Below are 15,812 nucleotides of genomic sequence, written 5' to 3' on the forward strand. Positions count from 1 at the left end.
GGATACATTAGCAAATTTTGTTTAACATGAAATGGAGGACATCTGGTCAAGATAAAGGTAAGAATTTGGAGTTTAGGTAAGCTAGTTTAACTACAGAAAGGTGGGTTTCTTGTGTTGAATTTTACCTGGAACGTATTTTCTCAAACAGGAAATGTTGATACGTATCTTCTTTTTAAAGAACTGGAAAAAGAGAACATGGAAAGACCCGAAGAACTAGAAGATGAGCTAGCCCGATTTGATTTTCCAATTTTATAGACCTCTTGACCGCTCCTGTTTTAGGAAGGTGCGGAAATGCTGACAAAATGTGAAGGAATCGTTCTTCGTACCAATGATTACGGAGAGACGAATAAAATTGTTACTTTACTGACAAGAGAACACGGAAAAATAGGTGTTATGGCCAGAGGAGCCAAAAAACCGAACAGCCGTTTATCAGCAGTCAGCCAGCCCTTTTTGTATGGTTCATTCTTAATGCAGAAAACAACAGGCCTCGGAACCCTTCAGCAGGGTGAAATGATCCTCAGCATGAGAGGCATCAGAGAGGATTTGTTTTTAACTGCATATGCAGCTTTTATTGCTGAGCTCGTTGACAAAGGCACAGAAGAAAAAAAACCAAATCCCTATTTGTTTGAATTTATTTTAGAATCCTTTAAACAGCTTGACGAAGGAACAGACCCGGATGTTATTACCTTCATTGTTCAAATGAAGATGCTTGCTGTGATGGGACTGTATCCTGAGCTTAATCACTGTGTGCATTGTAAAAGCCAGGATGGGACATTCCATTTTTCTGTTCGCGATAACGGTTTTATTTGCCACCGCTGCTTTGACAAAGACCCTTACAAGGTGCCGATTAAGCCGCAAACGGCAAGGCTTTTGAGACTGTTTTATTACTTCGATCTTTCAAGGATTGGCAATGTGTCTTTAAAGCAGGAAACGAAAAATGAATTAAAGCAAGTTATTGACTTGTACTACGAAGAATATTCAGGGGTTTATCTGAAATCGAAGCGTTTTTTAGATCAAATGGAGAGCATGAAACATCTTATGGGTGAAAACAAAAGTTGACATATGGCCCATCTTTTTATATGATCATTTATTATAAAATATGTTGCAGTGAGAGAAAGAAGTACTTGCGTTTACCTCATAAAAGCGACCTTAGGACGGTGTAAGCTAAGGATGAGCTCGCAACGAAAGGCATTCTTGAGCAATTTTAAAAAAGAGGCTGGGATTTTGTTCTCAGCAACTAGGGTGGAACCGCGGGAGAACTCTCGTCCCTATGTTTGCGGCTGGCAAGCATAGAGACGGGAGTTTTTTGGTTGCTGCCGCAGCAATTTTATGAAAGAAAAGTGGAGGTGCTTGAAATGAATATTCAAGACATGATTCTAACCCTGCAGAAGCATTGGTCTAATGAAGGCTGTGTGCTCATGCAGGCATACGATGTAGAAAAAGGGGCCGGCACGATGAGCCCGTATACATTTTTGCGCAGTATCGGTCCTGAGCCGTGGAAAGTGGCTTACGTTGAGCCGTCAAGACGCCCAGCTGACGGCCGATACGGAGAAAACCCGAACAGACTCTATCAGCATCATCAATTTCAGGTCATCATTAAACCATCACCTGATAACATTCAAGAGCTGTATTTAGACTCTTTGCGTGCTCTCGGAATTGATCCGCTTGAGCATGACATCCGTTTTGTTGAGGACAACTGGGAGAATCCGTCTTTAGGCTGTGCGGGTCTTGGCTGGGAAGTCTGGCTTGACGGAATGGAAATTACACAATTCACGTATTTCCAGCAGGTTGGGGGACTTGAGTGTAAGCCTGTTTCCGTGGAAATTACATATGGAATTGAGCGTCTGGCCTCTTATATACAGGATAAAGAAAATGTATTTGAACTTGAGTGGACGTCAGGGTTTACTGTGAAAGATTTATTTATGATGGCTGAGTACGAGCATTCCGTTTATACATTTGAAACATCTGACGTTGATATGCTGTTCCAATTATTCAGCACGTATGAAAAAGAAGCGATCAAGCAAATGGATAACGGTCTTGTGCATCCCGCATATGACTACGTGCTTAAATGCTCGCACACATTCAACCTTCTTGACGCCAAAGGGGCAATCTCTGTTACAGAGCGGACAGGCTATATCGGAAGAGTGCGGAATTTAGCAAGAAAAGTCGCAAAAACCTATTATGAGGAACGAGAAAAACTAGGGTTCCCAATGCTTAAAGGGGAGGGTTCTTCTCATGAGTAAACAGGATTTACTTTTAGAGATCGGATTAGAGGAAATGCCGGCGCGCTTTTTGAATGAAAGCATGGTTCAGCTGGGCGAAAAGCTGACAGGCTGGCTTGCAGAAAAAAATATTGCACACGGTGAAGTGAAGCTTTTTAATACACCGAGACGCCTTGCTGTTTTAGTAAAGGGTGTAGCAGAAAAGCAGGATGATATAAAAGAAGAAGCAAGAGGGCCTGCAAAAAAAATCGCCCTTGATGCTGACGGCAACTGGACAAAAGCGGCGATTGGGTTTTCAAAAGGCCAAGGTGCCAGCGTGGAAGACTTGTACATGAAAGAAATAAAAGGCACCGAATATGTTTTTGTGCAAAAATTTCAAGCAGGACAAGAAACCAAAACGCTTCTGCCTGAACTGAACAGCTTAATTACAAGCCTCCATTTCCCGAAAAACATGAGATGGGGAAATGAAGATCTGCGTTATATCCGTCCGATTAAATGGATTGTCGCTTTATTTGGCCAGGATGTCATTCCGTTTGCAATCACAAATGTTGAGTCAGGCCGGACGACACAGGGGCACCGGTTCCTGGGGCATGAAGTGTCTATTGAATCGCCTTCAAGTTATGAAGAACAGCTGAAACAGCAGCATGTTATTGCTGATCCAAATGTTCGCAAACAGATGATTCAATCGCAGCTGGAAGCAATGGCCGAAGAAAACAATTGGAGTATTCCGGTTGACGAGGACCTCCTTGATGAGGTCAATCATTTAGTAGAATATCCGACGGCTCTTTACGGGTCATTTGAATCTGAGTTTCTGTCCATTCCTGAGGAAGTGCTTGTAACGACAATGAAAGAGCATCAGCGCTATTTCCCTGTTAAAGACAAAAACGGAGATTTGCTGCCTTACTTTATCACAGTCCGTAACGGAAACAGCCACGCGATCGAAAATGTCGCGCGAGGCAATGAAAAAGTGCTGCGTGCTCGTTTGTCAGATGCTTCCTTCTTCTACAAGGAAGACCAGAAACTGAACATTGATGAAAATGTGAAGAAGCTTGAAAACATTGTGTTCCATGAAGAGCTTGGCTCTCTCGCTGATAAGGTAAGAAGAGTAACAGCGATCGCAGAGAAGCTTGCTGTCCGTCTTCAAGCTGATGAAGATACATTAAAACATGTGAAACGTGCTGCTGAAATTTCTAAATTCGACCTTGTGACACACATGATATATGAGTTCCCTGAGCTTCAAGGAATTATGGGTGAAAAGTATGCGAAAATGCTTGGCGAACATGATGCTGTAGCCGCAGCTGTCAACGAACACTATATGCCTAGATCTGCAGGCGGAGAAACGCCTTCCACTTTTACTGGGGCGGTAGTTGCCATGGCGGATAAGCTGGATACAATCGCATCCTTCTTCTCTATTGGCGTCATTCCGACTGGTTCACAGGATCCTTACGGTTTGCGCCGCCAAGCGAGCGGGATTGTCGCTATTCTGCTTGACCGGAACTGGGGCATTTCGTTTGAAGAGCTGCTGACTTTCGTACAAACCGAAAAAGAAACCGAACTGTTAGATTTCTTCACTCAGCGTCTAAAATACGTCTTAAATGCGGAGCAGATCAGACATGATGTAATAGATGCCGTGCTGGAAAGCTCTGAGCTTGAGCCATATTCGGCGCTCCACAAAGCGCAAGTGCTGGAACAAAAACTGGGTGCGCCAGGCTTTAAGGAAACAGCAGAAGCTTTAGGCCGAGTGATTTCTATCAGCAAAAAAGGAGTTCGCGCGGAAATTCAGCCTGATTTATTCGAAAATGAATACGAAGCGAAGCTGTACGAAGCTTATCAAACTGCTAAACAAAATCTGCAGGAAAGCTTCAGCAAAAAGGATTATGAGGCGGCACTTACTTCCCTTGCGGCCTTGAAGGAACCGATTGATGCTTATTTCGACCATACGATGGTTATTGCTGATAACGAGACATTAAAGGCAAACCGATTAGCGCAAATGGTAAGCTTGGCGGATCAGATCAAGTCCTTTGCTAATATGAATGCCCTTATTGTAAAATAAAGAAAGAAAAGGCGGTTGCTGTGTGATCGGTAATCGTCTTTTCCCCATTTGAAAGTTTTTTTGTTTGATTACAAAGCATTTACGTTATAATATGGTTTATTATTTCTTTACATAGATACGAAGTGAAAAGGTGGTGAGTACGATCGAACTAAATAAACGGCAAGAACATATTTTGCAGATTGTAAAAGAAAACGGACCGATTACAGGGGAGCATATTGCCGAACAGCTGAATTTAACAAGAGCAACACTGCGTCCGGATTTAGCCATACTCACCATGTCAGGTTTCCTTGAGGCGCGCCCGAGAGTCGGTTATTTCTATACTGGAAAAACCGGCACGCAGCTTTTGGCAGATAAACTGAAAAAGCTTCAGGTGAAAGACTTTCAATCTATCCCCGTCGTTATTCACGAGAACGTTTCTGTATATGATGCGATTTGCACCATGTTTTTAGAAGATGTAGGTACTCTGTTTGTAGTGGACCGTGATGCTGTTTTAGTCGGAGTGCTTTCACGAAAGGATTTACTACGAGCCAGCATCGGCCAGCAGGAGCTTACTTCTGTCCCTGTGCACATTATTATGACTAGAATGCCGAATATTACAGTGTGCAGACGCGAGGATTATGTGATGGACATTGCAAAGCACTTAATTGAAAAACAAATCGATGCGCTGCCTGTCATCAAAGATACCGATAAAGGATATGAAGTGATCGGCAGAGTGACGAAAACGAATATGACCAAAATACTTGTCAGTTTATCAGAAAATGAAATCCTATAAGAGCGCAGACTAACGGGGGGATAATATGAATAACCGCATCATCTATGTTGTATCGGATTCCGTCGGTGAAACGGCCGAATTGGTAGTCAAAGCTGCATTAAGCCAATTTAACGGATCAGCGGATGATACACATGTAAGAAGAATTCCTTATGTTGAAGACATTGGCACTATCAATGAAGTGATTTCACTTGCAAAAGCAGATGGAGGTATTATCTGTTTTACACTTGTGGTGCCGGAAATAAGAGAATATTTGATTGCCGAAGCGGAAAAAGCAAATGTTTTATATTATGATATTATCGGCCCGTTAATTGATAAAATGGAAACAGCCTACGGTTTAACGGCGAAATATGAACCGGGACGGGTCCGCCAGCTTGATGAAGATTATTTCAAAAAGGTCGAAGCGATTGAATTTGCTGTTAAATACGATGATGGGCGTGACCCACGAGGCATTTTAAAAGCTGATATCGTTTTGATCGGTGTATCGAGAACCTCTAAAACACCGTTATCTCAATATCTTGCCCACAAGCGGCTGAAGGTTGCCAATGTTCCGATTGTTCCGGAGGTTGACCCGCCGGAAGAGCTCTTTAATGTTGACCCGAAAAAATGCATCGGCCTGAAGATTAGTCCGGATAAACTGAATCATATCAGAAAAGAACGGTTAAAATCGCTTGGCCTCAATGACAAGGCCATCTATGCAAATATCAACAGAATTAAAGAGGAACTGGAATATTTCGAAAAGATCGTGGATCGAATCGGCTGCCAGGTTGTAGATGTTTCAAATAAAGCAGTAGAAGAAACAGCAAATATTATCCATCATCTCAAAACGAAAAACATGTAACTCAGGACGCTCTATCCTGGGTTTTTGACTTTGCCAAAAGGGAATAATGAAAAACAATAGCATCTTTGTGAAGTTTGTATTATAATAAAAAATTGTGATAAAATGATTAATTTTAGGTTTAAGGTTAGTGTGATACGAATAAACTATTATGGGTAAGATGTCAAGAATTTCTCCTGGAAATTTTTCGACAAATTCATATACACCCGCATTTTTGCAGGGTGTGCGATTTTGCTTGCTTTTATGCAGGAGTTTAATGGAGGGATGGAGAATTACTCTTCTTAATGAAAAAGAAAAGACGATTTTTGTCGATGCTGATGCTTGTCCCGTAAAAGACGAAATTTTACAAACAGCATCCGATTATGAAGTTCAAGTTCTTTTTGTCGCTTCATTTGAACATTACCAGCTTTCAAGAAGTCAGGAAGAAAAATGGAAGTATGTTGATCCTCATAAAGAAGCTGCTGATTTATATATCGCAAATCATGTAAAACCGGGAGATGTCGTGGTGACGCAGGATATTGGTTTAGCATCCCTGCTTGTGAACAGGAATGTCACCGTCATGTCGGAGAGAGGGCGTCTTTACAAGGAAGATACGATTGATTTTGCCCTTGAAGGCCGTCATGTTTCCGGCAAACAAAGGAGAAAAGGCATATATGCCAAAGGGCCTAAAAAATTGAATCATGAAGATCGAGAACGATTTGTTACACTGCTGCAAAAAATCCTGTCGAACGATGAAGGGATTTTGCACTAAAACATCGAATAATGTACGACGGAGTGTTATAAGATGGGAAATCGGATACCAGATGAAATTGTAGACAAGGTGCAAAAGTCGGCAGATATCGTTGAAGTCATAGGTGATTATGTTCAATTAAAGAAGCAAGGCCGAAACTACTTTGGACTCTGTCCTTTTCACGGAGAAAGCACACCTTCGTTTTCCGTATCGCCAGACAAACAGATTTTTCATTGCTTCGGCTGCGGAGCGGGCGGCAATGTTTTCTCTTTTTTGAGGCAGATGGAGGGCTATTCGTTTGCGGAGTCGGTTTCCCACCTTGCGGACAAATACCACATTGATTTTCCAGATGATATAACGGTTCACACCGCAGTCCGGCCAGAATCCTCCGGAGAACAAAAAATGGCGGAGGCTCATGAGCTTCTGAGGAAATTTTACCATCATTTGTTAATAAATACAAAAGAAGGTCAAGAAGCGCTGGATTATTTGCTTGCAAGAGGGTTTACAAAAGAGCTGATTGATGAATTTCAGATCGGCTATGCTCTTGATTCTTGGGATTTCATAACAAAATTTCTCGTCAAGCGGGGCTTCAGTGAAACACAAATGGAAAAAGCGGGTCTGCTAATCAGACGCGAAGACGGAAGCGGATATTTTGACCGTTTCAGAAACCGGATCATGTTTCCGATCCATGACCATCATGGAGCTGTTGTGGCTTTCTCAGGCCGAGCGCTTGGCAGCCAGCAGCCGAAATATATGAACAGTCCGGAAACGCCGCTTTTTCATAAAAGCAAGCTGCTTTATCATTTTCACAAGGCCCGGCTTCATATCAGAAAGCAGGAAAGAGCTGTCTTATTTGAGGGATTCGCTGATGTCATATCAGCGGTAAACTCAGGCGTAAAAGAGAGTATAGCGACGATGGGCACGTCTCTGACAGATGATCATGTAAAGATTCTGAGAAGAAACGTGGAGGAAATCATTCTTTGCTATGACTCTGATAAAGCCGGATATGAAGCCACCTTGAAAGCTGCGGAGCTTCTTCAGAAAAAAGATTGTAAAGTCAGAGTCGCTATGATCCCTGACGGATTGGACCCTGACGATTACATTAAACAGTACGGCGGAGAAAAATTCAAAAACGACATTGTCGATGCAAGCGTTACGGTAATGGCGTTTAAAATGCAATATTTCCGCAAAGGAAAGAACCTGGCCGATGAAGGCGATCGATTAGCCTACATTAAAGAAGTGCTTAAAGAAATCAGCGCGCTGTCAGGATCACTTGAACAGGAAGTCTATGTGAAACAGCTTGCTTCCGAATTTTCGATTTCCCAGGAGTCATTAACTGAGCAGCTGACTGTATTCGGCAGGCAAAACAAACCTGCTGACAGCAGCGGTGAAACGAAAACAAGAAGAGCGCATTTGACAACTAAGGCAAGGCAAAAGCGGCTGCGCCCGGCGTATGAAAATGCAGAAAGGCTTTTACTGGCGCATATGCTTCGTGACAGGGGCGTCATAAAAAAAGTCATTGACCGGGTCGGGTTTGAATTTAATATTGATGAACACCGCGCTTTGGCAGCCTATCTGTACGCTTTTTATGAAGAGGGTGCCGAGCTGACGCCTCAGCACCTTATGGCCAGGGTGACGGATGATCATATAAGCCAGGTACTGTCTGATATTTTAATGCTTCAGATTAATCAAGAACTCAGCGAGGCCGAGTTATCAGATTATGTGAAAAAAGTGTTGAATCACAGAAAATGGTCAATGATAAAAGAAAAAGAGGCGGAAAGAGCCGAAGCCGAAAGGCAAAAAGATTTTTTGAGAGCGGCATCTCTGGCTCAAGAAATCGTTACTTTGAACCGATCTTTAAAATAACCGGGACAACTGATGAGGAGCTTTCATTGGCAATGATTCCTTGCGGAGGAGCAAATAGATCGCTTGACCTCATCATGAATTGTCATTTCATTATTCGCACATTGTTAAAGGCAGTTCACATAGAAAACGCCTGAATGGACCGAATAAGAATCATACCGCTTTTAGAATTCGTTGCAAGCTTTGGAAGGAGGGATCCATAATGGCTGATAAACAAACCCACGAAACTGAATTAACATTCGACCAAGTGAAAGAACAATTAACCGAGTCTGGTAAAAAACGTGGCGTTTTGACATATGAAGAAATTGCTGAGCGTATGTCCAGCTTTGAGATTGAATCAGACCAAATGGATGAGTATTATGAATTTTTAGGTGAACAAGGTGTTGAATTAATTAGTGAGAATGAAGAAACAGAAGATCCTAATATTCAGCAGCTTGCCAAAGCCGAAGAAGAATTTGACCTTAATGACCTAAGTGTACCGCCTGGTGTCAAAATCAATGACCCAGTTCGTATGTATTTAAAGGAAATCGGCCGGGTTAACCTTCTTTCTGCAAAGGAAGAAATCGCCTATGCGCAAAAAATTGAAGAAGGTGATGAAGAATCCAAACGTAGATTGGCTGAAGCGAACCTGCGGCTTGTTGTCAGCATCGCCAAACGGTACGTCGGACGCGGAATGCTGTTCCTTGACCTGATCCAAGAAGGTAACATGGGTCTGATGAAAGCCGTTGAGAAATTTGATTACCGTAAGGGTTATAAATTCAGTACGTATGCTACGTGGTGGATCAGACAGGCGATTACACGCGCCATTGCCGATCAGGCGAGAACGATCCGGATCCCCGTTCATATGGTTGAAACCATTAATAAATTAATCCGCGTACAGCGTCAGCTATTGCAAGACTTAGGCAGAGAGCCAACACCTGAAGAAATTGCGGAAGACATGGATTTAACACCTGAAAAAGTACGTGAAATCTTAAAAATAGCACAAGAGCCAGTGTCCCTTGAAACACCGATCGGTGAAGAGGATGATTCCCATCTTGGTGATTTCATCGAAGATCAAGAGGCTACTTCACCTTCAGATCACGCGGCATACGAGCTATTGAAAGAGCAGCTTGAAGACGTGCTTGATACGTTAACAGATCGTGAAGAAAATGTATTGCGGCTTCGATTCGGTCTTGATGACGGACGTACAAGAACATTGGAAGAGGTCGGCAAGGTATTTGGAGTTACGAGAGAGCGTATTCGACAAATCGAAGCGAAAGCGCTGCGGAAACTAAGACATCCTAGCAGAAGTAAACGTTTGAAAGATTTTCTAGAATAAGATGGAACGGGTCTTGCAGATCCGTTCTTCTTTTTTTAAAAAGATATATGGATAATATGCCTTTATTTTACTGAAAAATGATGTCATTTGCAAATGAACATTGTAATGAAAAATTTCAATATACCAATCCATATTTTCTATTGTAAGCGTATACAATACATTATACAATAGAATAAAAGGAATGTTAGAGAAATAGGCATGTTTTGATTCAATTTTGTATAAAGTGTGAATAAAAAACTTTTGTATGCCAATCCATTTACTTTTTGTAAAAATAAGTTAGAATTAGAAGTGTTTACATAGGGGGAAGGATCATAAAGGGGGAAGGGAAATGAAATGGAATCCGCTTATTCCATTTTTACTGATCGCTGTTTTAGGAATTGGTCTGACTTTCTTTTTATCAGTAAAGGGGCTTGATGACTCTCGTGAGATTGCGAGCGGGGGAGAAAGCAAGTCTGCTGAAAAAGATGATGCGAACGCTTCACCGGAAGACATTTACAAGGCAAATTGTATCGCGTGTCACGGGGAAAATTATGAAGGAGTTTCGGGTCCGAGTTTAAAAGGTGTAGGAGATAAGAAGGATGTCGCTGAAATCAAAACAAAGATTGAAAAAGGCGGTAATGGAATGCCTTCCGGTCTTGTTCCGGCTGATAAGCTTGATGACATGGCAGAATGGGTGTCTAAAATTAAATAAAGGATGTATCTTTCTCCTTATACGTTCTCAGGCCGCCGAGATGTTCTCGACAGCCTTTTATTTTTGTCCGTCATCCCGACTTGATGTTGTTCCTGCAAAGAAATAAACTGAAAATCATTCGCTCAGCTTGGATTCCGGGCTGATTTTTTATATGATAGAAAAGGAAAAAATGATTGAGAAAAGTTGTGATGACTAGTGAACGAATTAAAATTATCAAAACGATTACAAACAGTAGCGGAGTACATACCGGATGGAGCTGTAGTAGCGGATATTGGTTCTGACCATGCTTACCTTCCCTGTTATGCGGTGCTGAATCATAAAGCCAGCAAAGCTATTGCTGGAGAAATAACAGACGGTCCATTCTTGTCTGCCAAACGGCAGGTCGAAAAATCGGGCTTAAGCGCACACATAACGGTAAGGCAAGGAGACGGCCTGGAAGTGCTTCAGAAAGGTGAGGCTGACGCCATAACAATTGCCGGAATGGGCGGGTCACTGATCGCTCATATTTTAGAAGCAGGCAAAGAAAAACTGACTGGTAAAGAACGGCTTATTTTACAGCCGAATATTCATGCCGTTCATATTAGAGAGTGGCTGTATAAAGAAGGATACGCACTTATTGATGAAGTGATTCTTGAGGAAGACGGAAAGTGCTATGAGGTACTTGTCGCCGAATCCGGAGACAGAGATGCAGCTTATGCAGGAATTTCTTTGCCGGCCGGAATGCTCGTAGGCCCATTTTTGGCAAAAGAAAAGAATGCTGTATTTTTGAAAAAATGGACACAAGAGCTTCAGCATACTCAAAACATATATGAACAGATCAGCCGTGCTGCAACATCTGAAGATAACAAACAGAAATTGAAGGAACTAACCGATCGAATGAAGCTATTAAAGGAGGTTATCGATCATGGCTAAAACGGTAAACGGACAGCAAGTCATCCAGCTGTTTGAACAATTTTCTCCGAAAGCCTATGCAGTTGAGGGCGATAAAATCGGTCTGCAAATCGGCAGTTTAAATAAACCGGTTAAAAATGTGATGGTTACGCTGGATGTATTGGAAAGCGTTGTCGATGAAGCGATTGAAAAAGATGTTGATTTAATCATTGCGCACCATCCTCCTATTTTCCGGCCGCTAAAGCATATTTCAACTGATCAGCCCGGCGGAAGGCTGATTGAAAAGTGTTTGAAGCATGATATTGCTGTCTATGCGGCTCATACTAACTTAGATGTTGCTGATGGCGGCGTAAATGATCTGCTTGCTGAGGCCTTGGAGCTGAGTGAAACTGAAGTATTGGCCCCTACTTATACCGATCCTCTTAAAAAGCTGGTCGTATACGTGCCGAAAGAATATGAGGAGCAGGTCAGAGGAGCGCTGGGAAATGCGGGGGCAGGCCATATCGGTGAGTACAGCCATTGTGCGTATTCATCTGAGGGCATTGGCAGCTTTAAGCCACTGGACGGCGCACAGCCTTTTATCGGAGAGGTAGGAGAGCTTGAGCTCGTTCATGAAGTCAGACTGGAGACTGTGTTTCCTAAAAGCATAGAAAAAGCCGTTATAAACGCAATGATAAAAAGCCATCCATATGAAGAAGTGGCTTATGATGTTTATCCTGTCGAACAGTCACCAGCTGAAAAAGGGCTAGGCCGTGTCGGAACACTTAAAAATGAAATGACGCTTCAGGAATTCGCTTTGTTTGTGAAAGACAAGCTTCAAGTGAACGGCGTCAGAATGGTGGGACAGGCTGACAGCATGGTGAAGAAAGTAGCTGTTCTCGGAGGAGACGGGAACAAGTATATCCACCAGGCAAAACGAAAAGGCGCAGATGTTTACGTTACAGGTGATCTATATTTCCATGTTGCCCATGATGCGATGATGCTTGGTCTGAATGTCATTGATCCAGGCCATTACGCTGAAAAAATCATGAAAGAAGGCGTCACAAAAAAACTGACGTCAATGTGTAAGGATAAAAAAGTAGACGTCAATATCTTTATTTCTGAAACGGATACAAATCCATTTACTTTTCTATAAAAAAACTGAGGCTGTGAGGGCCTCAGTTTTTTGCTTTCACTTTCGGAAGGATTTTTTTGAGCGGAACATTGTGTTCAATTGTCCAAGTTGATGGGTCTTCATGATCGAACTGTTCTAAAAAGCGAATCACTTCTTTGGTGATCGGTGTCGGTGTTGAAGCTCCGGCAGTAACGGCAACGGTATTTACGCCTTTAAGCCATTCCAATTTTAATTCGCTTAGATCGCCGATTCGGTACGCTTTTGTTCCGGCTATTTCCTCTGACACTTGAGCGAGCCGGTTTGAATTGTTGCTTTTCGGGTCGCCGACAACGATCGTTAAGTCCGCTTTTTTCGCCTGTTCCGATACAGCTTCCTGCCGTACCTGAGTAGCCAGGCAAATCTCTTGGTGATATTCAACGTGAGGATATTTTTCCTTCACAAGCTCCATAATATCGTGAACATCCCATTGAGACATTGTCGTTTGGTTTGTTACGATCAATTTTTCAGCTTGGGTATCGAGATTTTTGACATCTTCCGGCGTTTCAACCAAGTGAACGATATCAGGCGCAACGCCAACCGCTCCTTCCGGCTCCGGATGGCCTTTTTTGCCGATATAGATTACGTGGTATCCTTTTTCTTTCATTTCTAAGATTAAATTGTGGGTTTTCGTTACATCCGGACATGTAGCATCTATTGCGACTAATCCTTTTTCTTCGGCGATTCGTCTAACCTCGGGAGAAACGCCGTGCGCTGTGAAAATGACAGTTCCTTTGTCAACCTGCTTCAGGATGTCCAGTCGATTAGCGCCGTCCAATGTATAAATGCCATCTTCCTCAAACGCATCAGTGACGTGTTTATTATGAACAATCATCCCGAGTATATAAATGGGTCTTGGCAAGCTTTTATCCAGTGCCGCGTTTTTAGCGATTACCATAGCGTCAACAACACCATAGCAATAGCCGCGCGGCGAAATTTTAATTACGTCCATTTTCGGTTGTCCTCCAATACAGAAGTGAGTAAAGGCAATATAAAAAGCCGTAATCAAACGGCTCTAATCTTGCATTCTTCTGATCTCCATTATAGCCAAACTCACTCCAGATATCAAAGAATGTTAAATATATAATCTCGGCTTAGAACTGCCGGATGTTTTTTTCGAGGAAGGAGAGGGCGTTTCCTTTTTCTGTGAGACAGATGTTTTTGATTCTTGTTCCTTTAAGTCCGGTGCTGCTGTTTTTTTTGCAGATGATGGTCTGCTTGCTATTGATTTTTCCTTTTCACCAGATTCGTTTGCCGCAGCTTTCTTTTCTGTTTCTGTATTATCTTCTGTTTCTGTATTATCTTCCGATTCTGTCTTCGTTTCTTCTTCAGTGCCCTCTGTATCATCGTTTTTGCTTAATTGACTGTAAAGCTTTATCATTGCCGGCAGATTGCGGACTAAGGGTCCGTACTGCTGGATCATAGGGGTGACTTGCTGCGCCATGCCGAGCACTTTTTGCACATTGTTGAGCATACTGGATAACGATGCCGGATTGGCGAGATTTTGAATGCCTTGCAGACCTGCTCCTCCGCCTGCGGCTGCTCCGGGTGCCCCTGTGCCTCCTGCGCCGGGCAAAAATTTGGACAGCATCCCTTTTAAGCCTGTGCCCGCCCCATTTCTTGCTCCAGCGTTTGGCTGAGGAAGAAATTGCTGCCCTGATTGCTGGAAACCTTGCTGCGGCGGACCAAATGAAGGTCTTCGCATTTCAGGCGCTGTTCTTCCCATCATGCGCTGGTTTTGCATAGGGCGGGGCGGACCGGGCTGCGGATAGTTTCTCATTGGCTGCTGCTGTGAAAACATACTTGTACCTCCTTTCAGCTCTCTCTGCTATTACAATATGCATGGGTTTCGGTATTTGCTTTCCTTATCTGAATAAACAAACGCCTTCCAAACGTGGTGTTTTTAAGGTAAATCGGGTATAATGTGATGATGGACACATAATGTGCCGCTTTAAGGAGCTGGGAAAAATGAAAGAAACTAAATTTGATGTGTATGAATTGAAACCGTTTATTATAGATGCAGTACATCGCCTTGGTTTTTATGAACCGACTGATATTCAAAAAAGGCTGATTCCTGCTGTATTAAAAAAAGAAAGCGTCATTGGACAGTCTCAGACGGGAACCGGAAAGACTCACGCTTACTTACTTCCTTTGTTAAATAAAATTGATCCTGCTAAGGATGTCGTTCAGGTGGTCATCACGGCTCCGACGCGCGAGCTTGCCAACCAAATTTATCAGGAAGCGCTGAAAATTACGCAGGGTGCAGAAGGCGATTCGATCCGTTCGAAATGTTTTATCGGAGGAACAGATAAGCAGAAAGCCATTGATAAACTGAAAACGCAGCCGCATCTAGTCGTCGGAACGCCGGGACGGATTGCGGATTTAATCAAAGAACAGGCATTAAGTGTTCATAAAGCTGAGTCTCTTGTTATTGATGAAGCGGATTTAATGCTGGATATGGGGTTCCTTGCAGACGTTGATTACATTGGTTCACGCATGCCGGAGAATCTGCAGATGCTTGTGTTCTCTGCAACTATTCCGGAAAAGCTGAAACCGTTTTTGAAAAAATATATGGAAAATCCGAAATATGCCCACGTGGAGCCGAAACAGGTCACTGCTGCAAAAATTGAGCATATTCTTATTCCTTCAAAGCACCGTGATAAGGACAAGCTCCTTTTCGATATCATGTCTAATCTGAACCCATACTTAGGCATTGTGTTTGCCAATACGAAAAACACTGCCGACCATATTGCCAAATATTTGATGGGCAAAGGTATGAAAATCGGACTTCTGCACGGCGGCTTAACGCCTCGTGAGCGGAAAAAAGTCATGAAGCAGATTAATGATTTGGAATTCACTTATGTAATTGCAACTGACCTCGCCGCAAGAGGTATTGATATTAAAGGTGTCAGCCATGTCATCAACTATGAGCTGCCGGATGATCTTGATTTCTATGTTCACCGTGTGGGCAGAACAGCGCGCGCGGGTTCTTCAGGACAGGCCATGACAATTTATGAGCTTTCTGATGAGGATGCATTGGTGAAGCTTGAGAAAATGGGTATTGAGTTTGATTACCTGGAGATTGAAAAAGGCGAATGGAAAAAAGGCGATGACCGCCAGCGCCGCCAAAAGCGTAAAAAGACGCCAAACGAAGCAGATGAAATCGCCCATCGTCTCGTGAAAAAGCCGAAGAAGGTTAAGCCGGGTTATAAAAAGAAAATGAGCTACGAGATGGAGAAAATTAAGAAAAAACAGCGAAGAAATCAATCTAAAAAAAGAAAGTAGGG

Annotated in this window: 15 protein-coding genes; 13 read left to right on the forward strand and 2 right to left on the reverse strand. The window is 42.8% G+C overall.

The genetic code is table 11. The annotated features are described in order from the left end of the window. The first annotated feature begins 111 nt into the window (after positions 1-111). The 12 genes from H7F27_RS08375 (at position 112) to H7F27_RS08430 (ending at position 12,510) form a co-directional block, all read left to right on the forward strand. A complete protein-coding gene (locus tag H7F27_RS08375; RefSeq protein ID WP_024122087.1) occupies positions 112-255 on the forward strand; it encodes a YqzL family protein in 144 nt (47 codons plus the stop codon). A gap of 36 nt (positions 256-291) precedes the next feature. Further along, positions 292-1,059, forward strand: coding sequence for a DNA repair protein RecO (gene recO / locus H7F27_RS08380; protein ID WP_024122086.1), 768 nt, complete (start codon positions 292-294; stop codon positions 1,057-1,059). Between the two features lie 296 nt (positions 1,060-1,355). Next, positions 1,356-2,243: a glycine--tRNA ligase subunit alpha gene (gene glyQ / locus H7F27_RS08385; protein ID WP_103672297.1), complete on the forward strand. Its 888-nt coding sequence runs from the start codon at positions 1,356-1,358 to the stop codon at positions 2,241-2,243. Continuing rightward, the gene (gene glyS / locus H7F27_RS08390) at positions 2,236-4,275 is read left to right on the forward strand and encodes a glycine--tRNA ligase subunit beta (protein WP_185848815.1); all 2,040 of its coding nucleotides are present in this window, start codon (positions 2,236-2,238) and stop codon (positions 4,273-4,275) included. The genes glyQ and glyS overlap by 8 nt, the downstream gene beginning before the upstream one ends. 133 nt (positions 4,276-4,408) lie before the next feature. Then, positions 4,409-5,047, forward strand: a complete 639-nt coding sequence (gene ccpN / locus H7F27_RS08395; RefSeq protein WP_024122084.1) for a transcriptional regulator CcpN — start codon at positions 4,409-4,411, stop codon at positions 5,045-5,047. A 25-nt stretch (positions 5,048-5,072) separates the two neighbouring features. Then, on the forward strand, positions 5,073-5,885 hold the full coding sequence (locus tag H7F27_RS08400; protein WP_003237056.1) for a pyruvate, water dikinase regulatory protein: 813 nt from the start codon (positions 5,073-5,075) through the stop codon (positions 5,883-5,885). 253 nt (positions 5,886-6,138) lie between these two features. Next, a complete protein-coding gene (locus tag H7F27_RS08405; protein WP_024122083.1) occupies positions 6,139-6,633 on the forward strand; it encodes a YaiI/YqxD family protein in 495 nt (164 codons plus the stop codon). Positions 6,634-6,666: 33 nt separating this feature from the next. Further along, positions 6,667-8,478, forward strand: a complete 1,812-nt coding sequence (dnaG, locus tag H7F27_RS08410) for a DNA primase (RefSeq protein WP_185848816.1) — start codon at positions 6,667-6,669, stop codon at positions 8,476-8,478. Between the two features lie 199 nt (positions 8,479-8,677). Continuing rightward, on the forward strand, positions 8,678-9,793 hold the full coding sequence (gene rpoD, locus H7F27_RS08415) for an RNA polymerase sigma factor RpoD (RefSeq protein ID WP_003226225.1): 1,116 nt from the start codon (positions 8,678-8,680) through the stop codon (positions 9,791-9,793). A 328-nt stretch (positions 9,794-10,121) separates the two neighbouring features. Continuing rightward, on the forward strand, positions 10,122-10,484 hold the full coding sequence (cccA, locus tag H7F27_RS08420; protein ID WP_003237051.1) for a cytochrome c550: 363 nt from the start codon (positions 10,122-10,124) through the stop codon (positions 10,482-10,484). 243 nt (positions 10,485-10,727) lie between these two features. Then, complete coding sequence (gene trmK / locus H7F27_RS08425; protein ID WP_249746157.1) at positions 10,728-11,396, forward strand: tRNA (adenine(22)-N(1))-methyltransferase TrmK; 669 nt, start codon at positions 10,728-10,730, stop codon at positions 11,394-11,396. Next, positions 11,389-12,510 carry a Nif3-like dinuclear metal center hexameric protein gene (locus H7F27_RS08430; protein WP_101861053.1) on the forward strand — a complete coding sequence of 374 codons (1,122 nt, stop codon included), beginning with the start codon at positions 11,389-11,391 and terminating at the stop codon, positions 12,508-12,510. The genes trmK and H7F27_RS08430 overlap by 8 nt, the downstream gene beginning before the upstream one ends. 22 nt (positions 12,511-12,532) lie before the next feature. Here the strand turns inward: H7F27_RS08430 and H7F27_RS08435 are convergent, their stop codons facing one another. Together H7F27_RS08435 and vrrA are read right to left on the reverse strand one after the other, a co-directional pair. Then, entirely contained in the window at positions 12,533-13,477 is a 945-nt protein-coding gene (locus tag H7F27_RS08435; protein WP_024122079.1) for a 4-hydroxy-3-methylbut-2-enyl diphosphate reductase, read from the reverse strand. A gap of 123 nt (positions 13,478-13,600) precedes the next feature. Continuing rightward, entirely contained in the window at positions 13,601-14,326 is a 726-nt protein-coding gene (gene vrrA, locus H7F27_RS08440; RefSeq protein ID WP_101861052.1) for a VrrA/YqfQ family protein, read from the reverse strand. Between the two features lie 167 nt (positions 14,327-14,493). Here vrrA and cshB point away from each other — a divergent pair, with 167 nt between their 5' ends. Continuing rightward, a complete protein-coding gene (gene cshB / locus H7F27_RS08445; RefSeq protein ID WP_024122078.1) occupies positions 14,494-15,810 on the forward strand; it encodes a DEAD-box ATP-dependent RNA helicase CshB in 1,317 nt (438 codons plus the stop codon). Positions 15,811-15,812 lie beyond the last annotated feature (2 nt).

It is taken from the genome of Bacillus sp. PAMC26543, from assembly GCF_014250375.1.
GTDB lineage: Bacteria > Bacillota > Bacilli > Bacillales > Bacillaceae > Bacillus > Bacillus halotolerans.